18 protein-coding genes are annotated in these 24,603 nt (G+C 58.5%); 2 read left to right on the top strand and 16 right to left on the bottom strand.

What is annotated here, in order from left to right; translation table 11 throughout:
• Positions 1-26: 26 nt before the first annotated feature.
• Positions 27-2,201 (bottom strand): NAD-dependent DNA ligase LigA, encoded by a 2,175-nt coding sequence (gene ligA / locus CPJ18_RS07855; RefSeq protein ID WP_103657647.1) that lies wholly within the window; start codon positions 2,199-2,201, stop codon positions 27-29.
• Between the two features lie 114 nt (positions 2,202-2,315).
• Between ligA and CPJ18_RS07850 the strand changes: the two genes are divergently transcribed.
• On the top strand, positions 2,316-2,930 hold the full coding sequence (locus tag CPJ18_RS07850; RefSeq protein ID WP_103657646.1) for a LysE family translocator: 615 nt from the start codon (positions 2,316-2,318) through the stop codon (positions 2,928-2,930).
• On the opposite strand, the gene recN is transcribed toward CPJ18_RS07850, so the two are convergent.
• The 7 genes from recN to CPJ18_RS07815 form a co-directional block, all read right to left on the bottom strand.
• A complete protein-coding gene (gene recN / locus CPJ18_RS07845; RefSeq protein WP_103657645.1) occupies positions 2,927-4,600 on the bottom strand; it encodes a DNA repair protein RecN in 1,674 nt (557 codons plus the stop codon). The two genes, CPJ18_RS07850 and recN, sit on opposite strands and share 4 nt — an antisense overlap.
• Before the next feature lie 16 nt (positions 4,601-4,616).
• Positions 4,617-5,483, bottom strand: a complete 867-nt coding sequence (locus tag CPJ18_RS07840) for an outer membrane protein assembly factor BamD (RefSeq protein WP_083716653.1) — start codon at positions 5,481-5,483, stop codon at positions 4,617-4,619.
• A 202-nt stretch (positions 5,484-5,685) separates the two neighbouring features.
• Entirely contained in the window at positions 5,686-6,645 is a 960-nt protein-coding gene (gene lpxC, locus CPJ18_RS07835; protein ID WP_077117448.1) for a UDP-3-O-acyl-N-acetylglucosamine deacetylase, read from the bottom strand.
• 275 nt (positions 6,646-6,920) lie between these two features.
• On the bottom strand, positions 6,921-8,669 hold the full coding sequence (gene ftsZ / locus CPJ18_RS07830) for a cell division protein FtsZ (RefSeq protein WP_103657644.1): 1,749 nt from the start codon (positions 8,667-8,669) through the stop codon (positions 6,921-6,923).
• Between the two features lie 91 nt (positions 8,670-8,760).
• On the bottom strand, positions 8,761-10,092 hold the full coding sequence (gene ftsA, locus CPJ18_RS07825) for a cell division protein FtsA (RefSeq protein ID WP_077107328.1): 1,332 nt from the start codon (positions 10,090-10,092) through the stop codon (positions 8,761-8,763).
• A complete protein-coding gene (locus tag CPJ18_RS07820; RefSeq protein ID WP_407026430.1) occupies positions 10,089-11,018 on the bottom strand; it encodes a cell division protein FtsQ/DivIB in 930 nt (309 codons plus the stop codon). Before CPJ18_RS07820 ends, ftsA begins: the two co-directional genes overlap by 4 nt.
• Positions 11,006-11,932 carry a D-alanine--D-alanine ligase gene (locus CPJ18_RS07815; protein ID WP_077117454.1) on the bottom strand — a complete coding sequence of 309 codons (927 nt, stop codon included), beginning with the start codon at positions 11,930-11,932 and terminating at the stop codon, positions 11,006-11,008. Before CPJ18_RS07815 ends, CPJ18_RS07820 begins: the two co-directional genes overlap by 13 nt.
• Positions 11,933-12,669: 737 nt before the next feature.
• Between CPJ18_RS07815 and CPJ18_RS07805 the strand changes: the two genes are divergently transcribed.
• Positions 12,670-13,974 (top strand): MFS transporter, encoded by a 1,305-nt coding sequence (locus CPJ18_RS07805; protein WP_103657642.1) that lies wholly within the window; start codon positions 12,670-12,672, stop codon positions 13,972-13,974.
• Between the two features lie 393 nt (positions 13,975-14,367).
• Here the strand turns inward: CPJ18_RS07805 and murB are convergent, their stop codons facing one another.
• The 8 genes from murB to CPJ18_RS07760 form a co-directional block, all read right to left on the bottom strand.
• Complete coding sequence (gene murB, locus CPJ18_RS07795) at positions 14,368-15,333, bottom strand: UDP-N-acetylmuramate dehydrogenase (protein WP_077107332.1); 966 nt, start codon at positions 15,331-15,333, stop codon at positions 14,368-14,370.
• Positions 15,330-16,745, bottom strand: coding sequence for a UDP-N-acetylmuramate--L-alanine ligase (gene murC / locus CPJ18_RS07790; protein WP_077117459.1), 1,416 nt, complete (start codon positions 16,743-16,745; stop codon positions 15,330-15,332). Before murC ends, murB begins: the two co-directional genes overlap by 4 nt.
• A complete protein-coding gene (murG, locus tag CPJ18_RS07785) occupies positions 16,742-17,878 on the bottom strand; it encodes an undecaprenyldiphospho-muramoylpentapeptide beta-N-acetylglucosaminyltransferase (protein ID WP_103657896.1) in 1,137 nt (378 codons plus the stop codon). Before murG ends, murC begins: the two co-directional genes overlap by 4 nt.
• 4 nt (positions 17,879-17,882) lie before the next feature.
• Entirely contained in the window at positions 17,883-19,037 is a 1,155-nt protein-coding gene (gene ftsW / locus CPJ18_RS07780) for a putative lipid II flippase FtsW (protein WP_077107335.1), read from the bottom strand.
• 4 nt (positions 19,038-19,041) lie between these two features.
• Positions 19,042-20,451 (bottom strand): UDP-N-acetylmuramoyl-L-alanine--D-glutamate ligase, encoded by a 1,410-nt coding sequence (gene murD, locus CPJ18_RS07775; RefSeq protein WP_103657640.1) that lies wholly within the window; start codon positions 20,449-20,451, stop codon positions 19,042-19,044.
• A 4-nt stretch (positions 20,452-20,455) separates the two neighbouring features.
• Positions 20,456-21,556 carry a phospho-N-acetylmuramoyl-pentapeptide-transferase gene (gene mraY, locus CPJ18_RS07770; protein WP_077107337.1) on the bottom strand — a complete coding sequence of 367 codons (1,101 nt, stop codon included), beginning with the start codon at positions 21,554-21,556 and terminating at the stop codon, positions 20,456-20,458.
• Positions 21,557-21,676: 120 nt separating this feature from the next.
• A complete protein-coding gene (locus CPJ18_RS07765) occupies positions 21,677-23,110 on the bottom strand; it encodes a UDP-N-acetylmuramoylalanyl-D-glutamyl-2,6-diaminopimelate--D-alanyl-D-alanine ligase (protein WP_103657639.1) in 1,434 nt (477 codons plus the stop codon).
• A gap of 2 nt (positions 23,111-23,112) precedes the next feature.
• Positions 23,113-24,567: a UDP-N-acetylmuramoyl-L-alanyl-D-glutamate--2,6-diaminopimelate ligase gene (locus tag CPJ18_RS07760; protein WP_103657638.1), complete on the bottom strand. Its 1,455-nt coding sequence runs from the start codon at positions 24,565-24,567 to the stop codon at positions 23,113-23,115.
• Positions 24,568-24,603: the final 36 nt, after the last annotated feature.

The raw sequence follows: 24,603 nt of genomic DNA, 5'->3' as shown, positions 1-24,603 counted from the left end.
CAAAGCGCGAAACCAATATGACGAAGCTACCCGGCAATCAGCGCCAGCCACTCATCCTCATCCATAGTCTGCACGCCAAGCTCGCGCGCCTTGTCCAGCTTCGACCCCGCGCCCGGCCCCGCCACCACGTAGTCGGTCTTCTTGGACACGGAGCCAGCAACCTTGGCACCGAGGCTCTCGGCGCGGGCCTTTGCTTCATCGCGGGTGAATTTCTCCAGGGATCCGGTAAAGACCACAGTCTTGCCCGCCACGGGGCTCCCCTCCGTTGTCGGCTTTTCGGCTTCCTTCGGGCGCAGTTCTTTCATCAGCCGGTCGATGACGTCGAGATTGCGTGGTTCCTTGTAGAATTCCACGATAGCGCGGGCCACGACTTCGCCAATGCCGTCGATGCTGTTAAGTTCGGCCCACGCATCACCCGTCAGGTCGGCGGCGGCTTTCATGGCTTCTTCGAAATGCTCATAGGTGCCGTAGGTGCGCGCCAGAAGCTTTCCCGTTGTCTCTCCCACATGGCGAATGCCGAGCGCGAAGATCAGGCGGTGAAGATCGATCTCGCGGCGGGCATCTATCGCGTCGAACAGCTTTTTCACGCTGGTTTTGCCGAATCCATCGATGTTTTCCAGCTTGGTGAGATGCGACTGTTCCTGCCGCGCTTTCAGCGTGAAAATATCGGGTGCCGTCTTGATAGACAGCGCCGGGTCTTCGCTTTCGAAGAAGAAATCGATCTGCTTGGTGCCGAGCCCCTCGATATCGAAGGCATTGCGCGAGACGAAGTGCTTGAGGTGCTCTTTTGCCTGTGCAGAGCAGGCAAAGCCGCCCGTGCAACGGGTCACGGAATCGAGCTTTCCGGTTTTTTCGTTGCGCTCACGCACTGCATGACTGCCGCAAACCGGGCATTGCTTTGGAAAATCGTAAGGCTTCGAACCGGCATCACGCTTTTCGAGCAGCACATCCAGAACCTGCGGAATAACGTCCCCCGCCCGCTGCACGATAACGGTATCACCCACGCGAATATCATGCCCCTCGGGGCGAATTCGTTCGCCATTGTTGCCGATGCCTTCGATGTAATCGGCATTGTGCAGCGTCGCGTTGGTCACGACCACGCCGCCCACCGTGATCGGGGTCAGCCGCGCAACCGGCGTCAAGGCACCGGTGCGGCCAACCTGTATCTCGATCTTTTCAACAGTCGTGAAAGCCTGTTCCGCCGGGAACTTATGCGCGGTCGCCCAGCGCGGACTGCGGGAGCGGAAGCCGAGGCGCTCCTGCAAATCCAGACGGTCCACCTTATAGACGACACCGTCAATATCATAGTCGAGATCAGGTCGCGCGATGCCGATTTCCTGATAATGTTCAATCAGTTGCTGGCCGGACGTGAATCGCTTCATGAACGGGTTGACCGGAAAGCCCCATTCCCTGAACTTTTCCACGATGCCGAATTGCGTATCTGCAATACGCACCGCCTGACCGCCATTGGAAACCTCACCCAACGCATAGGCAAAGAAGCGCAGCTTGCGCTTGGCGGTTACATTTGCATCCAACTGCCGCAGCGAGCCGGAAGCAGTATTGCGTGGATTGACATAGGTCTGCTTGCCATCGGCTTCCATCTGCGTGTTCAGCGCCAGAAAATCGCTCTTGGCCATATAGACCTCGCCGCGCACCTCCACCACGTCAGGCGCGTCCTTTGGCAAGTCGTTGGGAATTTCCTTGATGGTTAGAATATTGGCGGTCACATTCTCGCCGGTGGTGCCATCGCCACGGGTTGCCGCCGTTTTCAGCTTGCCACCTTCATAACGGATCGACATCGAAAGACCGTCAATCTTCGGCTCAGCCGTAAAGGCAATCGAATTGTCCGGCATGTTGCCGAGGAAGCGATAGACGGACGCCACGAAATCGCGCACGTCATCATCGGAGAAAGCATTGTCCAGAGACAGCATGGGCCGGGCGTGGACGATGGGCGCGAATGTCGCCAGCGGTGCAAAGCCGACTTTCTTGGATGGGCTGTCGGCCCTGACAAGATCGGGAAACGCAGCCTCGATAGCATCGTTGCGGCGCTTCAACGCATCGTATTCGGCGTCCGAAACCTCCGGCGCGTCCTTGCCGTGATACAGCGCATCATGCCGCGCAAGCTCGGCAGCCAGAAAGGCCAGCTCGGCAGACGCCTCAAGCTCGGACAGTTTTTCCACCTGGGTTTGATCTTGGGACATTGGGCAGGCCTCGCGCATAAACAGAATTTGTTTTTAACGAAGGCGGGCCACTTTTCAACGTCCGGCATTGCGGTAATCTGAAAATCGGGAGTGAATCACACGGGGATCATACGCATGGACTTCATGACGCTTATCGCCTTCGCCGCCGCATTTTTTGTTTTCGCAGCAAGCCCCGGCCCCGATAATATGACCATCGTCGCCCGCACCATCACCCACGGCGCTGCATCCGGCCTCGCCTATGGCGCAGGCACCGTCGCGGGCATTCTGATTTTCCTGACGCTGGCCGCCTTCGGCCTGTCCATTCTTGCCGCCGAAATGGGAACATTGATGACCGTCCTGCGCTACGCAGGTGCCGCCTATCTGATCTGGATGGGCTTCAAATTATGGACGGCAGAACCCGTTGTGCCTGATCTTCAATCTGTCAAAGCGCGCGGCAGCTTGTTGTCAATCTTCGCGACCGGCATGGCGCTCAATCTCGGCAATCCCAAAATGCCACTGTTTTATGTCGCGCTGCTGCCGAACGTGGTTGGCGCATCGCTGACGGTTGATCATCTAGCCGTGTTGGCTGGCGTCATTCTCTGCGTGGAAGCCATCGTCATCGGTGCCCATGTGGCGTTGGCCGTGCGTGCTCGCAGCTTACTGCGCTCGCCTAAAATCGTGCGCCGGGTCAATCGCACAGCGGGTGGGGTCATGATCGGTTCAGGGGTGGCTGTCGCCGTCAGCCGCTAGTCCTTGGCCGCCAGCAGACGTGCCGCCGCTGCCCTCGCCTCATCGGTTACAGAGGCACCGGCCAGCATGCGGGCGATTTCTTCGGTGCGGTGTTCGGGCTGCATGGTGGTGACACGGGTGGCGATGCGCTCGGTGCCGTCGCCCGATGGCCCCTTGGAGATCAACAGATGCGTGGCGGCGCGGGCTGCGACCTGCGGGGCGTGGGTAACCGACAGAACCTGCACGGTTTTCGACAGACGTCTCAGCCGCTGGCCGATAGCATCTGCCACGGCCCCGCCGACGCCAGTGTCGATTTCATCGAAGACCAGCGTGGGTGCGGACCCACGATCCGCAAGCGCAACCTTCAGCGCCAGCAGGAAGCGCGAAAGCTCGCCGCCCGAGGCCACTTTCATGATTGGGCCGGGGCGCGTGCCGGGGTTGGTCTGAACATGGAATTCCACGACATCGATGCCGTCAGCCGTACCCAAAGCCGCATCGCTGCTGACTTCCACGGTGAAGCGCGCGCGCTCCAGCTTCAAGGCCGGAAGCTCGGCCATAACAGCCTCGGAAAGAGCCGAGGCCGCATTGTGGCGTTTTTCTGAGAGCGACTGCGCTGCTCTGTCGAAATCCGTTTTCACGACACCCAGATGCTTTTCCAGTTGCGCGAGTTTTTCCTCACCCGCGTCCAGATCGGCAAGATCGGCGACCATGCGTTCGGCCAAGGCAGGAAGTTCGGTGACGGGAACGGAATATTTGCGGGCAGCGGCGCGCAGACCAAACAAGCGCTCCTCAACGCGTTCCAACTCACGCGGATCGAACTCGGTGCGCCGCAGCGCCGCCTCGACTTCCATCTGCGCGTTGGACAGGTTGTCGAGTGCTGCATCCAGCAACTGCACAGTTTCTTCCAGCAGGCCCGGCGCCTCGTGGCTCTTGCGCTCAAGTCGGCGCATCATGGACGCGATGACGGGTACGGGCGAAGCATTGCCGTTCAGGAAGTCGCTTGCCTCAGCGATGTCACCGGCGATGCGCTCGGATTTCTGCATCACGGCGCGGCGCTCGGCCAACTCGTCCTCTTCGCCATCCATCGGAGCCAAAATCTCAAGCTCTTCGACGGAGGAGCGCAGATAATCCGCCTCACGCGCCGCCGCCTCCACCTTGGCGCGGTGAACCTTCAGGCCGCGTTCGGCATCTTTCCAGGTGCGGTAGAGCGACTGAACGGACACGACCTCGTCCGTCAAACCGGCAAAGGCATCCAGAAGGGTGCGGTGGGCATTGGTATCGACAAGGGCACGGTCGTCATGCTGGCCATGAATTTCGACCATATGCTGGCCAAGCTGGCGCATCAATTGAACGGAAACGGCCTGATCGTTGACATAGGCCTTGGTGCGGCCATCGGCGGATTGAACGCGACGGAAAATCAGATCGCCATCGTCATCCAAGCCATTGTCGCGCAGCAAAAGGCGCGCTGGGTGCTGCATATCGACTTCGAAGGTGGCCGTGACCTGCCCCTTGTCTTCGCCGTGGCGCACAAGGCCGCCATCGCCACGCCCACCAAGGGCCAGCGACAGACTATCGAGAAGAATGGATTTGCCCGCGCCCGTTTCGCCGGTCAGCACAGAAAGGCCGGCCTCGAACCCTAGGTCGAGCCGTTCGATCAGAACGATGTCGCGGATCGATAGCTGGACCAACATGTCTTATGCTCTGTTCTCAGGCACCCACGAGCTTCTTGCCAGCGCGGGAAATCCAGGATTCCTTATTTTCTCGTGGCTCAAGCCCCTGCCCCTTCAACAGCTTGTACGAATCACCGTACCACTGGCTGTCAGGATAGTTGTTGCCGAGAACCGCGGCCGCCGTTTGTGCCTCGTCCACCAGACCCATCGCGTAATAGGCCTCGGTCAGACGCGCCAAGGCCTCTTCGATCTGGTTGGTGTTCTGGTACTGCTCAACGACGATGCGGAAGCGCGATACGGCAGCAAGATATTCCTTGCGCTCGAGATAATAACGGCCAACCTGCATTTCACGGCCTGCGAGCTGGTCACGCGCGAAGCGGATTTTCGCCTGCGCATCCGGCACGTATTCCGAGGTCGGATAATCGGTAACGACCTTGTTCATCGCTTCGATCGTGCGCTGTGCAGCGCGCTGATCCTGCGTCACGTCGGCAATCTGCTTGGAATAGGCAAGGCCGATCATGTACTGAACGTAGGCGGCATCTTTCGCGCGTGGATATTGCTTGAGGAAGCGCGCACCGGACGCGATCGCTACTTCGTTCTTGTTCTGGCGCGTTGCAATGAAGGTGTTCATGACAAGAGCCTTCTGGCCCCATTCCGTAAACGGATATTGCTTGTCGATGGCGGAGAACTTGCGACCGGCTTCGGTCATGTTGCCGGCATTCATGTTGGCAAGGCCCTGCTTGTAAAGCACGTCCGGTGGGTCTGTCTCGACGCCAAGCTTGGTAATGTCGATGTCAGGGTCAGACTGGCAAGACGTTACCAGCGTTCCGGCGCCAATCAGCATCAGCGATACGAGTGCTCCCCGTACCGTTCCATTCATTGCACCAGACACTACACGCTTCATTCGTCAGTTCCCACTTCCTGCGTAAATACAGAACATCGGCTTTTACAAAGGCGTTTCTAGCCATAAAAGCGTCCGCAGGGCAACGCAATGATGACGCAATAACGCATTTTTATGGCGCGGCACCCTGTAGTCGATGATTATATTCGGCCCACATACGAAAAAGCCGCCCCAGTGGACGGCTCTTACTTCGATAAACTCTCGATCATGCAGACCAGGGAGCAAACTCAAGCTGCTGGACGGGCACGAATTCACGCGCGCGAACAACCGGGCTGCGCACGGCCGGTGCCTCGACGATTTCATAGGCAGAGGGGTCGCTCAACAGTGCCTTCAACGCATTGGCATTGACCTTGTGACCACCGCGATAGGAGCGGTAGCAACCGATGAACTGAGCGCCGGCAAGAGCCAGATCGCCAACGGCATCCAGCGTCTTGTGACGGACGAACTCATCCTTCGCGTAACGCAGGCCTTCCATGTTGATGACCGTGTTGTCGTCAGAAATAACGACAGAGTTTTCCAGCGAAGAACCCAACGCATAACCGGCAGCCCAAAGGCGCTCGACGTCACGCATGAAGCCGAATGTCCGGGCGCGCGAAAGCTCGTTCTTGAATGTTTCAGGCGTCAGATCACCCTTCCAAATCTGGCGACCGATCAGCGGCGTGTCGAAATCGATCTCGACTTCAAAGCGCGTACCGTCATAGGGGCGGAACTCGGCCCAAGATGCGGAAGCTTCGACACGAACGGGCTTCACAACGCGAATGTAACGGCGCTTCACGCCAAGATTTGTGATGCCGACTGATTCGATGGCTTCGATGAAAGGCATCGAGCTGCCGTCCATAATCGGAACTTCAGGACCATCGACCTCAACGATGAGGTTGTCGATTCCCATGGCGTAGATACCGGCCATGACGTGTTCGACAGTCGAGATGGACTGTGGCAGCGAACGACCGAGAACCGTGCAGAGATCCGTATTGCCGACATTGGCCGAAACGGCCTTCAGCTCGGTGGTGTTGCCATTCTCATGCTGACGGCTGAAAACGATACCTGTGCCCGCTTCCGCAGGCTGAAACGTCATGGATACCGGGTTGCCGGAGTGAACGCCAATGCCCTTGAGCTGAACGGAGTTGGCGATCGTTGTCTGGAAACCGAGCAGTCCGATGGTCATGCGAGTAAAGCCTTTTCATGTGGACCTGCCCGATATACCGGCGTGATCCAAATTTCAACCGAGGGGGAGAAACAGCGGCTGTCCCGCGTTACGTCCTCGTCTCATGGTCATACATACGCACAGTCCGGCGCTATCTCAAATCACTGTTGATTTCGTTTTGTAACAGACTCAAAGCTTTGAAAAAGCTAATTTAAAGGCTGCCGATGAAGGTCTTTTAAGACAGCAATACCCGGGCCTTTCGGACCCGGGTATCGCCTTGATCGAGAATCGGAAGATCAGTTGGACTGACGGCGCAGGAAGGCCGGAATTTCAAGCTGATCGTCTTCGTGCTGGCTGGCAGACGACGGTGTCTGACGGCCGTGATCGTCCAGATTGCCACGACGCGGTGCGTACATGCTGGCTTCCTGAGACAGCGGGCGACGCTGCTGCGGAGACATGCTTGGTGCATCCATCATGTCGGAAGGAACGGTTTCTTCCTCATCACGGCGACCGAGCGAATTGGTGATCCGCTTCAGAAGACCCATCGGGCCACGCTCTTCTGGCACGGCAGATGCCGGGTGGGCGCGGTGATCCATCTCGGCTTTGACGACCGGAGGGAAATCCTCGACCTTTGGCATGCGGACCGGCTCAGGCGCACGGGCGACCGGGGCTGGCTCATGGTAAACAGGCGCTGGTGCCTGCATGCGAGGAGCAGGTGCTGCCACCTGTTCCGGCGCATGGTAGACAGGCGCAGGCGCGGTGTGCACCGGTGCTGCGGGGCGAGCAGCAACCGGTGCTTCCGCTGGAGCAGCTGCGAACAACTTGCTCTGAGGACGGAATTCGGCTTCTGCCTGGGCCTGACGGAGACGCTGTTCAGCGGCCGCCAGTGCCAGTTCGCGTTCCATGTCGGCTTCGCGAATGGTCTGGGCAATAGGGTCTATGGTCGACTTTGGTGCCTGCATGACTGGGGCAGGCTGAACTGCGGCCGGAGCAGAAGCAACGGCCGCGGAAGGACGGATAAGTGGCTTTGCAGCCGCAGCCTGGCGCAGTTCTTCTGCGTTGCGTTCCATCTGGCCAGGAACGCGGTCGATGCCTGTGGCAACAACCGACACGCGGATGAGACCTTCCAGAGCTTCGTCGAATGTCGCGCCGAGGATGATGTTTGCGTCCGGATCGACTTCTTCGCGAATACGGGTCGCAGCTTCGTCGACTTCGAACAGGGTCATGTCGCGACCACCGGTGATGGAGATCAGGAGGCCCTGCGCACCCTTCATCGATGTTTCATCGAGCAGCGGGTTGGCAATAGCCGCTTCCGCAGCCTGCATCGCACGGCCCTGGCCGGAAGCCTCGCCGGTACCCATCATTGCACGGCCCATTTCGCGCATCACGGAGCGAACGTCGGCGAAGTCGAGGTTGATAAGACCTTCCTTCACCATCAGGTCGGTAATGCAGGCAACGCCCGAATAGAGAACCTGGTCGGCCATCGCAAATGCGTCAGCAAACGTGGTCTTGTCGTTGGCAATACGGAACAGGTTCTGGTTTGGAATGACGATCAGCGTATCGACGGACTTCTGCAGTTCCTCGATGCCCTGTTCGGCCAGACGCATGCGGCGACCGCCTTCGAAGTGGAAAGGCTTGGTCACGACGCCAACCGTCAGAATGCCCTTGTTGCGGGCAGCCTGTGCGACGACGGGCGCAGCACCGGTACCGGTACCGCCGCCCATGCCGGCAGTGACGAAGCACATATGCGTGCCGTTCAGGTGGTCGATGATTTCATCGATGCACTCTTCGGCAGCAGCGCGGCCAACTTCCGGCTGCGAACCGGCACCCAAACCTTCGGTGACGTTGACGCCGAGCTGGATAACCCGGTCGGCCTTCGTCATCGTCAGAGCCTGTGCATCGGTGTTGGCAACGACGAAGTCGACGCCCTGAAGACCTGCCGTGATCATGTTGTTGACAGCATTACCGCCGCCACCGCCAACGCCGAAAACGGTGATGCGTGGCTTCAGCTCGGTGATATCCGGCTTTTGCAGCTGTATCGTCATTTTAACATTCCTTCTTTCTCTGGCCGCATCGCCCTGCAGGCCAATTCATATCAACTTCACTCGGTCCCCTGCCCGATGGGCAGGCAAGGGATCAAAAACTTTCCTTCAGCCATTGCCCTACGCGGGCTATCCGGCCACTACCTGTTCCGAACGGCGAGAACATTCCGTTCTGCGCCGCATGGATTTCGATGTCCGCGATCTGCGGATAAATCATCAGCCCGCAGGCTGTGGAAAAGGCCGGGCCTTTGGCCGCGACCGGCAGGCCGGACACGCCCATGGGGCGGCCGATGCGAACGTTGCGGGCAAGAATGCGCCGCGCCGTTTCCGGCAGGCCGGTCAACTGACTGGCACCTCCGGTCAGAACCACGCGCTTACCGACAATCGGGGAAAAACCCGATTTCTGGATGCGGTCGCGGATCAGTTCCAATGTCTCTTCGATGCGGGCCCGAACGATGCGGCTGACGAGCGCGCGCGAAACCTGCGAAGGCTGGTCGCGGTCGTCTTCGCCAATCGGTGGCACGGCAATCATGTCGCGGTCGTCGGAGCCGTTGGCCAGCGCCGAACCGTGAACGACCTTCAAGCGCTCCGCATCTTCGATACGGGTCGAAAGACCGCGCGCCAGATCGGTGGTGACGTGGTGTCCGCCAAGGCCGATGGCGTCAGTGTGAACCAGACGTCCCTCAGCAAAAACCGAAATCGTCGTCGTACCGCCGCCCATGTCGATGGCCGCACAGCCAAGCTCGACTTCGTCATCCACCAAAGCTGCAAGGCCGCTGGCGTAAGGTGTCGCAACGATGCCCTCGACCGAAAGGTGAGCACGGTTGATGCAAAGCTCCAGGTTCTTCAGAGCAGTCCGCTCAGCTGTGACCACATGCATGTCCACGCCCAGCAGGTCGCCATACATCGAAAGCGGATCGCGAATACCGCGCTCGCCATCCAGCGAATAACCTGTCGGCAGCGAATGCAGAATGGCACGATCCTGACGCAGAGATTGCTGGCTGGCAGCAATCAGAACCTTGCGCAGATCGCCCGATTCGACTTCTTGCCCGCCCAGATCGATGCTGGCGGTATAGATGTCGCTGGCCAGACGGCCTGCGGAAACGTTGACGATCAGGCTATCGACAGTCAGACCGGCCATACGCTCTGCTGCATCGACTGCCAGACGAATGACGCCTTCCAGCGCATCCAGATCGGCAATGACGCCGGATTTTACGCCGCGCGAACGCTGGTGGCCAATGCCGATGACGTCGACCTTGTGTGTGCGACCCGGCAGCACTTCGGTTTCCTCACGCGGCGTGAGACGGCCGATCATGCAGACGACCTTGGTCGAACCGATATCGAGCACCGAAACCACATGGGTCCGCTTGGACGACAATGGCTTCAGGCGCGGCAGACCGAAATGGGAAGAACCGAATAAGCTCATGTGTTCTTCTCCGCTGTCTTGAGCGCTTTGGAGCGAGCTTCAACCGCTTTCTGACGACGCTCGGCAGCACCTTCAGTCAGTTGAACCGTTGTGCGGTCCGACAGGCGCAGATCAACGGCGGCCACATCACGCGACAGAACTTTTTCTTCCATATCCATCCGCGACAACAGCTGCAGCGCCTTCGGAACATTCTCTTCCGGCAGCTTTACGACAATGCCGTTATCCAGATGCAGGTCCCAGCGACGTCCGGCGATGCGAACATAAGCGCGCACACGGTTGCGGATTTCCGGCCAGTCGGCCAGCTCGTCAACGAAACCGGCAGCGCCTGTTTCGGCATCACGCCCGACGAATAGCGGCAGACCAGCATATTTGTTGTCACGCAGCGGCGCGATGACGCTGCCGCTTTTTTCGATCAGCGAAAGCTCCGTGCCGTGCTGCCAGATGCCGAAGGCCTGACGTTCTTTCAAACGCACTTCGATTGTCTTGGGGTAGATCTTGCGGACATCTACATCCTCGACCCAAGGCAGTTCCGTCAGCTTCTTGCGCGCAGCGTTCACATCGAGCGCGATCAGCGATGTCGCACCATCAAGCCCGAGAAGCTGAAACACATCGATTTCAGACGTCTGGATATTGCCGGAAACCTTGACGTCCTCGATCGCAAAACCCGCAGCGGATGTAGTTGCCTGGGCAACGACATCGGTATGCCCACCCAGCGACATGCCGTAGAGACCGATAGCCGAGAAAAATGCGAGAGTCGCAAGCGTGCCCGTATGAGCGGGAATATGGACGCGTCCTGTGGCGAGCGAAACGCCGAAGCGAAAGCCCTTGCGCAGCGGACGTGGCAAAACCATCCGCTCTTCGGCAGAACCCGAGGCGGACTGCCCGCGCTTTTTAGCCGCCGATTTTTTGCTGTTCATCGCAAACACGATGCGTCCTCCACCATCCACCGGACCAAATCACCAAAGGTGTGTCCGGCATGAGCTGCCATTTCGGGCACGAGGGAGGTTGGCGTCATACCCGGCTGGGTGTTGACCTCAAGCCAGATAAGTTCGCCTTCTTCTGAGAAACGGTCGTCGTAGCGGAAGTCCGAACGGCTTACGCCACGGCACCCGATCACCTGATGCGCCATAACCGCCAATGATTGAATTTTTTGGTAAATTTTTGGTGAAATTTCCGCGGGAATGACGTGTTTTGAGCCACCTTTGGCATATTTCGCATCGTAATCGTAAAAGGCGTGACCCATTGGCACGACTTCGGTCACGCCCAGAGCCTCGCCGTTCATCACGCCGCAGGTGAACTCGCGGCCATGAATATAGCGCTCGACCATGACTTCATCGCCATAGCGCCATTCGGAGGAGCCGATGATCTGCGGCGGGTGCGATTGATCTTCCTGAACCATCACAACGCCGAAGCTGGAGCCCTCACGCACAGGCTTCACGACATAGGGCGGCTTCATGGGGTGCTGGTTGCCGATATCGAAGCGGCTCATGACCTTTTCAGCAGCAACCGGCATGCCGGATGCGGCAGCAATTTTCTTGGCTTTCGATTTATCCATAGCCAGCGAAGAGGCCAGCACGCCGGAATGCGTGTAGGGAATTTCGAGATATTCTAGAATACCCTGAATGGTGCCGTCTTCGCCGAAGGGGCCGTGCAAGGCGTTGAAAACGACATCCGGTCGCAGCCGTGAAAGCGTAGCGGCAACATCACGGTCCACGTCTATCCGTGTAACCTGAAAGCCCTCGCCTTCCAGAGCCGATGCGCAAGCCTCTCCGGACGAGAGGCTAACTGGCCGCTCGGAAGAAAACCCACCCATAAGAACAGCTACGTGCTTGCCGCTCATAAAAACCTCTGACACAAAAATCACTCAGACGAGACCACCGGAGCAACGAACCACTCCACGATTCGCTCGCCAGCTTCGTTCCAAACACTTAAGCGGCATTAAGGTTAATGAAGTGTTTACTTTCGTTAACCGATGCCAAGCCCGATGTAATTTTTGTTAAAGAATCACACGAGGTCCGGATTCCTTCCTTGGAATCAGAGAGTTGTGCGCAATGCAAGATTCAGAGTTCGAAGATAATAAAATAAAACTGTTGCACGCCCGTGAGGCCTCACGCCGAAAAGCAAGATCGATTCGTTAACGCAATCGGCTTTTCCCCAGCCAATTTTGGGACAGAGGGAGGAGCTCTCCCTCCCAGCGAACAATTATAACGTCGCCTTCAAGGCCTAAGCCACGACGTTTTTGTGGCAGCAAGCAACCCTCCCTCATTTCTGTCCTTGTGACAGGAATCCAGTCGACGCGCGTCTGCGCGGCTAAGGACGTCTTTTCAGCTCAGGACTTGGGCTGGCTGGATTCCTGTGACAAGCACAGGAATGAGGTGTGGGGATGTGGCGACATTTAACCCAGTGTGCCGCGTGCTACACATCCTCGCTTCTCAACACCCGACCTTTTCAGCCACATATATTCGCTCTTTTTGTGAAATATTGCGTTTCAGGCGTTTCAAAAGACGGAAAATTGCGTTAACGCACCGCTATCTCTTCCAAGAGTGATAAGTGTTACTTAACAACGGAATCCAAACAATGACCGACGCGATATCTCCAATATCGCCGACCGCTGACAATCCGAACGATGTAAAGACAAATTCGCCTGCACGAGTTCTTACTGCCAGCGTGGTCGGCACGACCATCGAATTCTTCGATTTTTACGTTTATGCGACCGCAGCAGTGCTCGTGTTTCCGACGTTGTTCTTCCCAAACAATGACCCGATGACGGCGCTTCTGGCATCTTTCGCCACCTTCTCCATCGCCTTCTTCGCCCGCCCGCTGGGTGCCGTGGTCTTCGGCCATTACGGCGACCGCATTGGCCGCAAGACAACACTCGTCGCCGCCCTTTTGACCATGGGCGTGTCCACCGTCATCATCGGTCTGCTGCCGACCTATGAAACCGCGGGCGTTCTGGCTCCGCTGCTTCTGGCACTGTGCCGTTTCGGTCAGGGCTTCGGCCTTGGTGGCGAATGGGGCGGTGCGGTGCTTCTGGCAACGGAAAACGCCCCTCCCGGCAAGCGCAGCTGGTACGGCATGTTCCCGCAGCTTGGCGCACCACTCGGCCTGTTCCTGTCATCAGGCGTCTTCTGGATTCTGCTGCACTTCATGTCGCAGGAATCGCTGCTGAGCTGGGGTTGGCGCATTCCCTTCGTCGCCTCGATCATCCTGATCGCCGTCGGCCTCTGGGTTCGTCTCTCGATCACCGAAACGCCCGCCTTCCAGAAAGCCATCGACAAGGACGAACGCGTTGCTGTTCCCGTTGCCGAACTCTTCCGCAACCACAAGCGCAGCCTGGCGCTCGGCACATTCGTCGCACTGGCCACCTTCGTGCTGTTCTACATCGGCACCGCGTACCTGCTGTCCTACAACGTCAAGATTCTGAAAATCCCGTTCCTCGACGCCCTGGAAATCCAGATCGTCGGCTCGATTGTCTTCGGTCTCTTCATTCCGTTCGCAGGCAAGCTGGCAGAGCGTTTCGGTCGTCGCGAAATCCTGATCCTCACCACGGTGCTGATCGCAGCTTTCTCATTCCTGCTGCCAAGCCTGATGAGCGGTGGCGAAGGCTCGATCTTCGTATTCGCGGCTCTTTCCATGGCATTGATGGGCATGACCTATGGCCTGATCGGGACGGCCCTCGCTGCCCCCTTCCCGACCACGGTGCGCTACACCGGCTCGTCGATCACCTTCAACATGGCCGGCATTTTCGGTGCATCGCTCGCACCTTACATTGCCACATGGCTACAGGTGAACTACGGCATGACCTATGTCGGCTACTACCTCTGCGCAGCCGCCGTGATCACACTGGCCTGCATTCTGATGTCTGGCAAAGACAAAGTCTAAGCCTTGAATCAAACACAAAGAAAAACCCGCGAAGTCATTGGCTTCGCGGGTTTTTTTGTCTCGTTATTTCTTATCGCTGACGGTGCCGATATTTATCATACACTAGCCAGCACAGGCCGGAAGCAGACACCAGCCACGGAAAAACATACCAAAAGAATTCCTGAGAATTCATACTTTAAGTCCTCCAAGGACGTGTCTTGCTAACAGACAAAGTACACCTGCGAGAAAAAATATCCCCCTCATTCCTGTGCTTGTCACAGGAATCCAGTCGTCGCGCGTCTGCGCGGCAGAGGGAGTCTTTTCAGCCCAAAGACTTGGGCTGGCTGAATTCCTGTGACAAGCACAGGAATGAGGGAGACAATAAGCGTAGTCGCGCTGACCGCGCTGACGCAATCACGCTCCCATAAACGGCTCAACCTCACGGCCCGGCATAAACAGCCCTAACCGCTTAATCTCCCATTCCAAACGAATACCCGCATGTTCGAACACGCGCTTGCGCACGGCTTCACCCAGATATTCCAGATCGTAGCCCGTGGCGTGGCCGGTGTTGATCATGAAATTGCAATGCAGCGAGGACATCTGCGCGCCACCAATAACCATGCCGCGGCCCCCTGCCTCATCGATGAGGCTCCAGGCTGAATGTCCTTCGGGATTCTTGAACGTCGAGCCGCCGGTCTGTTCGCGGATCGGCTGGACCGTCTCTCGGTGAAGGCGAACCGCATCCATGTCTGCGCGGATTTTTGCGCGATCTTCCGGGTGGCCTTCGAAAAGAGCGCCCGTAAAGATCAGATCCTTTGACGCTTCCGAATGACGATAGCTGTAGCCCATATCCGCGTTGGACAGCACGTGGCTGTTGCCCTTGCGGTCGACAGCATAGACTTCCACCACGCGGTCGCGTGTTTCGCCGCCATTGGCACCGGCATTCATACGCAGCGCGCCACCGATGGAGCCGGGAATACCGTAATAGAAATGGAAACCGCCGATGCCGTTGTCCATGGCCATCGCAGAGATGTGCTTGTCCGGGCAGATCGCACCGGCCTTGATGCGGTTTTCGCCCGCCAGTTCCACCTGGCCGAAACCCTTGGCGGACAGACGCACGACGACACCGGGAATACCGCCGTCACGAACCAGCAGGTTCGAACCGACGCCGACGACCGTCAGCGGAACGTCTTCCGGCAGAATTTTGAGGAACGCGATGAGGTCGTCCGTATCATGGGGCTGGAACATCAGTTCCGCCAGACCGCCTGCTCTGAACCACGTTACGCGATCCATCGGCGAATCCGGCGTTAAACGTCCTCTGAGTTCCTTTACTCCGTCGCCGAGTCTCTCCAGCAACTTTACCCCATCCACCTGTCTCATGCAGACTTTCCTGAAATGCTATCCAATTCCGAGGGCAGCACCGCTGCCCATTGCGTAATATTACCTGCCCCCAAAAGAACCACGAAATCACCCGGTTTCGCGATCCCTGCGACAGTCTTGGCCAGATCGTCGCGGGAGGTGAGATAGCGAGCATCACGATGGCCGGCAGCCCGTGTGGCTGAAACAAGCGTCTCGGAGTTCACACCCTCGATTGCATCTTCGCCCGCCGCATAGACCGGAGCAAGAAGAATTGTGTCCGCATCGTTGAAACAATGCGCAAAATCTTCAAACAGGCTGGACAGACGCGAATAGCGGTGCGGCTGATGCACGGCAATGATGCGACCGCTGCAAGCCTCACGCGCCGCCTTCAGCACCGCTTTGATCTCGACCGGATGGTGGCCGTAATCATCAAAAACCTGCACACCGTTGGATTCGCCTGTCAGCGTAAACCGGCGCTTGACGCCACCGAAGGAGGCGAGCCCCTTCTTGATATCCTCGACCGAAATGCCGAGACGATTGGCAACAGCAATCGCCGCCGTGGCATTCGAGACATTGTGGCGGCCCGGCATCGGCAGAACGAGATCGGTAAAGGTGAAGATCTTGCCGGTGCGACGACGACGGATTTCCACGTCGAAAATCGACTTGGTCCCGTTGATGCGAACATTGGAAAAGCGGACGTCGGCCTGCGGGTTTTCACCGTAAGTGATGACCTTGCGGTCCTCGATCTTGCCCACCAGCGTCTGCACTTCGGGATGGTCGATGCACAGCACGCCGAAACCGTAAAACGGCACATTTTCCACGAACTGGCGGAAGGCTTCGCGCACGGCATCGAAATTGCCGTAGTGGTCCAGATGCTCCGGATCGATATTGGTGATGACGGCGACATCGGCGGGCAGCTTCAGGAACGTGCCGTCGGATTCGTCGGCCTCCACCACCATCCACTCGCCCTCACCCATGCGCGCATTGGTGCCGTAGGCGTTGATGATGCCGCCATTGATGACGGTCGGGTCGAGATTGCCCGCTTCCAGCAGCGTCGCGACCATGGAGGTCGTCGTGGTCTTGCCATGCGTACCGCCAATGGCAATCGCATTGCGGAAGCGCATCAACTCGGCCAGCATCTCGGCGCGGCGAACGATCGGCAGATGCTTTTCACGCGCCGCGATCAGTTCGGGGTTGTTCTTCTTGATGGCAGTGGAAACCACCACCACCTCAGCATCGCCAAGGTTTTCGGCAGCCTGTCCGACGAAGACCTCGATGCCCTTGTCACGCAGACGCTGCACATTGGCGCTGTCTGCCTGATCGGAGCCCTGAACGCGATGGCCGAGATTGTGCAACACCTCAGCAATGCCGCTCATGCCGATGCCGCCAATTCCGATGAAATGGACGAGACCTATGGCTTTCGGCATCTTCATGGATGCACTCCTTTATTGTTTGTTTTGAATTGCGCAACCGGCTGTCCCCGCGCGATGGCTTCGACCAGATCAGCGAGCGCGCCAGCGGCATTCGGCTTGCCGGTTGCTTTCGCCGCCGCCGCCGTGCTTGCCAATCGTTCGGGATCGTTCATCGCATCGCTGAGCAGCGAAGACAATTTCTGCGGTGTCAGGTCCGACTGCTTGATAACGCTTGCGCCACCGGCAGCCGAAAGGGCCGCGGCATTGGCCGCCTGGTCATGATCCAGCGCATGCGGATAAGGCACGAGCACAGACGGACGTCCGATAACCGAGAGTTCGGAAACCGTCGAAGCACCCGAACGGCTGATGACGAGATCGGAACCGGCGATGCGCTCCGCCATATCGCCAAAGAACGGCGAGACATCTGCGGCAACGCCGAGCTTTTTGTAGGAGGCTATGACGCTCTCCTTGTCTTCAGGGCGCGCCTGCTGCGTCACGGAAATGCGGCTGCGCTGCTCATTCGGCATAAGGCAGATGGCCGCAGGAACAGCAGCCGAGAAAAACTGCGCGCCCTGGCTTCCGCCGAAAACAACCAGTTGAAACGGCTCACCAGCATGCGACGGCGTATAGGCCACGTCGGCAGCCGTCAGCACGGCGGGACGCACTGGGTTGCCGGTCGTCACCGTCTTGGCGGCATATTCCCCCTGGCTCTCGGGCAGGAAACCACCCGCGATAGCCTTCACACGCTTCGCCAGCGCCTTGTTGGCGCGGCCCATCACGGCGTTCTGCTCATGGATGATCGATGGCACACCGAGGCCCGTGGAGGCCAGAAGCGGCGGCACGGTGGGGTAACCACCAAAACCAACCACAGCCACCGGCTTCAACTTGGTTACCAGACGGCGGGCAGCGCGAAGGCCGGTCCACAGTTTCAGCAAGGCTTTGGCAACGGCAATGGGGTTCTTGGAGCCGATGGTGGCAGATGGCACGACGTGAATTTCATCTGCCGGAAACTTGCCCGCGTAACGTTCGGCGCGGCTGTCGGTCACCAGATGCACAGAATAACCGCGCGCCTTCAACTCGTATGCCAGCGCCTCTGCCGGAAACACATGGCCGCCGGTTCCCCCAGCGGCTAGCAGAACAATACCTTTGCTCATATTTTTACTCCGCAGGAAGGCCTGCATTGACCCGGAAGAAACTGCGCTCCTGCGCACGTTTTTCAGGGCGATGGCGGGTCAACGCCAGCAGAAAACCGGCCGTCACACAAATCGCCATCATGGAAGAACCGCCGTAGGAAATCAGCGGCAGCGTCATACCCTTGGCGGGCATCAGTTCCAGATTAACGCCGATATTGATCATCGACTGCATACCGATCTGCAGCACAAGGCCAGCAACGGCGAAACGGACGAAATCATCCTTTTCCTTGAAAGCGTGGCTCAAACCCCGCAGAACGATAAAGGCGAAAATCGCCACCAGCAGCATGCAGAACAGAATGCCGAACTCTTCCGCCGCAACGGAGAAGATGAAGTCGGTGTGGCTATCAGGGATGATGCGCTTGACGATGCCTTCGCCCGGGCCTTGGCCGAACCAGTTACCGCGAATGATGGCTTCGCGCGCCGTATCCACCTGAAACGTGTCGCCCTCGCCCGTCCAGAACCGGTCGATACGACCGGCAACGTGCGGCAGCATCAGATAGGCGGTGACGATACCACCAACACCTAGACCGCCGAGCATGATGATCCAGAACCACGGAATACCAGCCATGAAGAACATGCCGCCCCACACGACCGAAGTCAGGATGGTCTGGCCGAAGTCCGGCTGGGCGATAAGCAGCGCCGCCACGATACCGAATGTGATGATGGCAAACAGATTGCCCGGAATTTCAGGATGACGGGCGCGTTCGGCAAACAGCCACGCGCAGACGATGACGAAGGCAGGCTTCATGAATTCGGAAGGCTGAATGGAAAACGAGCCGATGGAAATCCAGCGGCGCGCACCTTTGACTTCGATCCCGAAGAAAAGCGCAAAAATCATCATCAGCAGCGCGGCAATCAGCATGATAACGGCGACACGGCGCACCTGGCGCGGCGTCAGGAAGGACAGGCCCAGCATGATCGCCACCGATGGCACCATGAACATGGCCTGACGCTCCACGAAGAAGAAGCTGTTGAGGCCGATGCGCTCGGCAACAGCAGGAGACGCCGCAAACGACAGCATCAGGCCGATGCCCATCAGCGCGATGAACGCCGTCAGGAAGAAACGGTCGATGGTCCAGAACCATTCCGCGACCGGTCCACGGTCAATACGGCTTACCATTTCTTCAGCCTCCCTTTTCCGAGCCTACCAACATCGTCATGCCATCCAGTGCTGCGACATGGCCGACGAACGAATCACCACGTATTTCGAAATTCTTATATTGGTCGAAGCTTGCGCAAGCCGGGGATAACATCACGACATTGCCATCTCTGCCATCCGCCTGCGCATCCGCTGCCGCATGCGCGACGGCCTTGTCCAGCGTCCCGGCGATTTCGTATGGTACGCTCTCACCCAGCGTCGCGGCAAAATCAGGTGCTGCTTCGCCGATAAGATACGCTTTTGCGACATGAGAGAACAGGGGTGAAAGGCTGCTGATGCCGCCCGCCTTCGGCAGACCGCCCGCAATCCAGTAGATGCGGTCGTAGCTCGACAGGGCTGGTGCCGCCGCATCCGCATTGGTTGCCTTGCTGTCATTGACGAAGGTCACGTTGCCACGCCGGCCAACCGGCTGCATGCGGTGTTTGAGACCGGGGAAGGAGTTCAGCCCCGCCTTCACCTCATCGACTGAAACGCCAACCGCGAGGCAGGCAGCAATGGCCGCTGCCGCATTCTGGGCATTGTGACTGCCGCGCAGGGTCTGGATGCCATCGAGATCAACCAGCAGCGACGAGGTGCCACCCTCGGCCTTCATGATGCGACTACCTTCGGCATAAAGACCGTCAGCCACCACGTTGCGTTTGGAAATCCGCGACACCTTGACGCCAGCGCGCTCGATGCGGTCGGCAATCAGTGTGCAATAGCTGTCATCCACGCCGACAACGGCCGTGTCGCTGCCCGCAACCAACCGCTCCTTGATGTCGGCGTAATGCTGCATCGTGCCGTGACGGTCGAGATGGTCAGGTGTAAGGTTGAGCAGAATGCCAGCGGTCGGGTTCAGTGTCGGTGCCAGATCGATCTGGTAGGACGAGCATTCGACCACGTAGAAGCGCTGCGCCTTCGGCGGCTCAAGGCTGAGGATCGCAGTCCCGATATTGCCACCCAACTGCGTGTCACGTCCCGACGATGTCAGAATATGCGCGATCAGCGCCGTCGTCGTGGATTTGCCGTTGGTGCCGGTAATGGCGATGAAGGGGCAATCCGGCGCATGCGCGCGGCGCTCGCGCACGAACAGCTCGATATCCCCAATCACCTCCACGCCAGCCGCCTTTGCAAGATCGACCAACCAATGCGGCTTGGGGTGCGTCAGCGGCACACCGGGTGCCAGAACGAAGGCCGCGAGCTTCGACCAGTCGAGCGTGCGCAGGTCGGCTGTGTGTATACCTTCGGCTTGAGCCTTGGCGACGCTATCCGGGTTATCATCAAATGCCGTGACATCTGCACCGCCAGCCACCAGCGCCCGCGCAGTCACGAGGCCCGAGCCACCCAGACCAAACAGGGCGACCTTTTTATCCGCGAGTGAGGTGACAGGGATCATGCGATTATCTCAGCTTCAACGTGGCAAGACCAAGCATCGCAAGACCGACGGAGATGATCCAGAAGCGGATAACAACCTGGCTTTCCGTCCAGCCCTTTTTCTCGAAGTGGTGGTGGATAGGTGCCATCAGGAACACACGTCTGCCGGTGCGCTTGAACCAGAACACCTGAATGATGACCGACAGCGTTTCCATGACGAACAGACCGCCGACGATGATCATGACGATCTCGTGCTTGACGGCAACCGCGATGGAGCCGATCAGGCCGCCAAGTGCCAGCGAGCCCGTATCTCCCATGAAGATAGCGGCGGGCGGCGCGTTGAACCAGAGGAAGCCAAGGCCCGCACCAATGACGGCGCCGACGATGACCGCGAGTTCACCCGTGCCGGGCACGAAATTGATCTGGAGATAATTGGCGAAAATCGCGTTACCGACGAGATAGGAAATGACGCCGAAGGTCGCCGCCGCAATCATGACAGGCACGATGGCGAGACCGTCGAGACCATCCGTGAGGTTAACGGCGTTGCCCGCACCAACAATGACAAATGCGCCAAACAGCACGAAGAAATAGCCGAGATTGACCACGAATTCCTTGAAGAATGGAAAGGCGATCGAGCTTCCAAGCGTGCCGCCATGCGGTGCGGTCGCCAACGCGATTTCCATCATGAAGAACACGGCAATCGCGGCAATCACGAATTCGATGCCAAGGCGTGCCTTGCCCGAAAAACCCTTGTCGCTCTGCTTGGTGACCTTCAGATAGTCATCGTAAAAACCGATGGCGCCAAAGCCGAGCGTCACCATCAGAACGGCAACGACATAGACGTTGGAGAGGTCACCCCAGAGCAGCGAACCGCCAAGAATGCCTGCAAGGATCATCAGTCCGCCCATGGTCGGCGTACCGGCCTTCTTGAAATGGGTCTGCGGGCCATCGGCACGGATCGGCTGTCCCTTGCCCTGGCGGATGCGCAGGGAATTGATGATGGCAGGACCAAATAGGAAGACGATGAGGGCGGAGGTGAACAATGCAGCGCCAGCCCGGAACGTAATGTACCGGAACAGGTTGAAGACTTGAACTTTGTCCGACAGTTCAACGAGCCAGATCAGCATGTTTGCCCTTTCAAAAGGCCGTTAAAGCGGCGGGCAGCAAAACGCGGGTGCCTGCGCCGCTTCAAGTTATCGTTTCAGCACGGTTTCACCGAACACTGCTCTAGTGTCCGGTTAAAACGCTCAGATTTGGCGTCCCGTCTCGGGGAATGCCGGATACTTGTCAAGAAGGGCGGTTACGATCTTACCGAAACCGACGCCAAGTGACGATTTTATCATCAATACGTCGCCCGGCTGTACCCATTTGAGAACGAATTCGTTGAGTTCTGCCGTTGTTGGAAACCACGCAACGCTCACGCTTTCCGGTAGAGCATCGCGAAGAGCCGTCATCGACTCACCCGCAAGCCACACATGTTCGATGCCGGCAGACAGAAGCGGGCCGGATAATTCCTCGTGCACTTCAGCCGCGAATTCGCCCATTTCAAGCATATCGCCCAGCACGGCCACGCGCCGCCCGTTACCGCTCACCTCTGCCGCCGCCAGCAGCGCGATGGCCGCGCGCATGGAAGCGGGATTGGCGTTGTAGCTCTCGTCGATCATCAGGAACGAGCCTTCGCCGATTGAGAGGCGATGACGCTGCCCCCTGCCCTTCACGGCTTCCAACGTTCCAAGTGCAGCAAACGCCTTGTCGATATCCGCACCCAGGACGGCAACTGTGCCGATAGCGGCCATGGCATTTTCGGCGATATGCCGTCCAGCCGCACCGATATGCAATTCGCTGGTCTCGCCGTTGATGATGGCCCAGATGGTAGATCCGTTCGGCGTGCTCTCGAAATCGGCCAGACGGAAGTCAGCCTTGGCATGCTGGCCGAATGTCAGCACATGCTCGATACCCGCATCGAATGCCGCTCGCTCCAGCTGTTCGAACTGCGCATTGTCGTGGTTGAGAATGACAGCGCCGCCCGGCAGGACTCCGTCGAAGATTTCTGCCTTGGCAGCTGCGATTTCTTCGAGATTGTTGAAGTTGCCGAGATGGGCCGCCGCAATGGTGGTGATGATGGCCAGATGCGGCTTGACCTGCTTGACCAGCGGGCTGATTTCGCCCGCATGGTTCATGCCGACTTCGAAAATACCGAATTCCGTATCGGCAGGCATGCGCGCCAATGTCAGCGGCACGCCCCAGTGATTATTAAAGGAAGACACCGCGGCATGAACCTTGCCGGAGGGTGCGAGCACCTGCCGCAGCATTTCCTTGGTCGTCGTCTTGCCGACAGAACCGGTGACAGCGATGACACGCGCCGACGTCCGCTCTCTGGCAGCGATGCCGAGCTTCACCAAGGCAGCCAGAACGTCTTCCACGACGATCATCGGTACGGTCAGCCGACCAAGCGCCGGCAGTTTGGATTCCGATACCACCAGAAGCCCCGCCCCATTGGCGACAGCAAAGCTTGCGTAATCATGGCCATCCACCCGGTCGCCCTTGATGGCGAAGAAGGCTTCGCCCTCCTGCACCGAGCGGCTATCGATGGAAATGCCTGTAATGCCTTGCGGCAGGTTGCCGACCGGACGGCCTGCCATGACGGCGACCATATCCGGGACTGTCCATAACCAGTTCAAATCTACAATCCTTCCAGCGCAGTACGCACCTGTTCATGGTCCGAAAATGGCAGCGTCACGCCGCCAACAATCTGACCTTCCTCATGCCCCTTACCCGCTACAATTAAAGTATCGCCATTCCCCAACAGCGAAACAGCATGGCTGATAGCCTCTGCCCGGTCTGCAATTTCAAGCGCACCGGGTGCCGCAGCCATGATTTCGGAACGGATGGTCTGCGGCTCTTCCGAGCGCGGATTGTCATCCGTCACGATCACGATGTCGGAGAGCCGGGTCGCGACCTCACCCATGATAGGGCGCTTGCCCTTGTCGCGATCTCCACCGCAACCGAACACGGTGATGATACGACCGGATGTAAATGGCCGCACCGACGTCAGTACATTTTCCAGCGCATCCGGCTTGTGGGCATAATCCACATAGGCCAGCGCACCGTTTTTCGTCTGGCCGATCAGCTCGAGACGGCCAGCCGCCCCAACCAGCTTCTCCAGCGCTTTCAACGCCACCGCAGGGGCAACGCCTGTCGAAATCGCAAGCCCTGCGGCTACCAGCGCATTGGCCACCTGGAAATCACCGGCCAGCGGAATATCGACTTCGTAAATCTTGCCCTGATGATGCACTTCGATCATCTGCTTGTGGCGGAAATGCTCGACGCGCTTCAGCGCAAGATAATCGCCCTTGCGACCAACGGTGCGCACATCATGGCCCGCATCCGTTGCGGCCTTGATGGCGCGGTCCGACCATGCATCGTCAGAGAAGATGACGACCGGCGAACCCTTCGGCAACAATGTATCGAACAGCCGCATCTTGGCAGCCATATAGTCTTCAATGGTTGGATGGTAATCCATGTGGTCGCGACCGAGATTGGTAAAACCGGCAGCAGCCAGTTTCACGCCATCCAGACGGCGCTGGTCGAGACCATGGCTGGAGGCTTCCATCGCCGCATGGGTCACGCCTTCGGAGGCCAATTCGGCCAGCAGCGCATGCAGGGAAACCGGATCAGGCGTCGTCAGCGAACCATACTCTTCGCGACCGGGTGCGATAACGCCTGTGGTGCCAATCTGTGCGGCAGCATGGCCCGCAAAAGCCCAGATTTGACGAATGAAGGAAGCGACCGAGGTTTTACCCGCCGTGCCGGTCACGGCAATCATCGTCTCAGGCTGCTTGCCATAGAAGCGAGCGGCAGAAAGGGAGAGATAAAGGCGCGGATCGGAGACAACGAGAACCGGTACACCGGCGTCAATGGCATGACCGGACACGACTGCGACTGCACCCTTGGCCACCGCGTCCTGCACATAAGTGCTGCCATCCGCCTTGGTCCCGGCAACCGCCACGAACAGCGATCCTGGCTGGGCCTTGCGGCTATCCGCCGTAATCCCGGTAATATCCAGCGCTCCGGTGTCTGTCCGCAGCAACTCGTTCAGTTCCGGAAACTCAGTCCCGGAGAGGTCTCGCAAATTCATCGATATGTCCGTCTTGTCCCCCCGGCGCGATTCGCC

It is taken from the genome of Agrobacterium rosae (assembly GCF_002915175.1).
Taxonomy (GTDB): domain Bacteria; phylum Pseudomonadota; class Alphaproteobacteria; order Rhizobiales; family Rhizobiaceae; genus Agrobacterium; species Agrobacterium rosae.
Note: the sequence above shows the minus strand (reverse complement) of the source record. Positions and strands in the feature narration are given on the sequence as shown.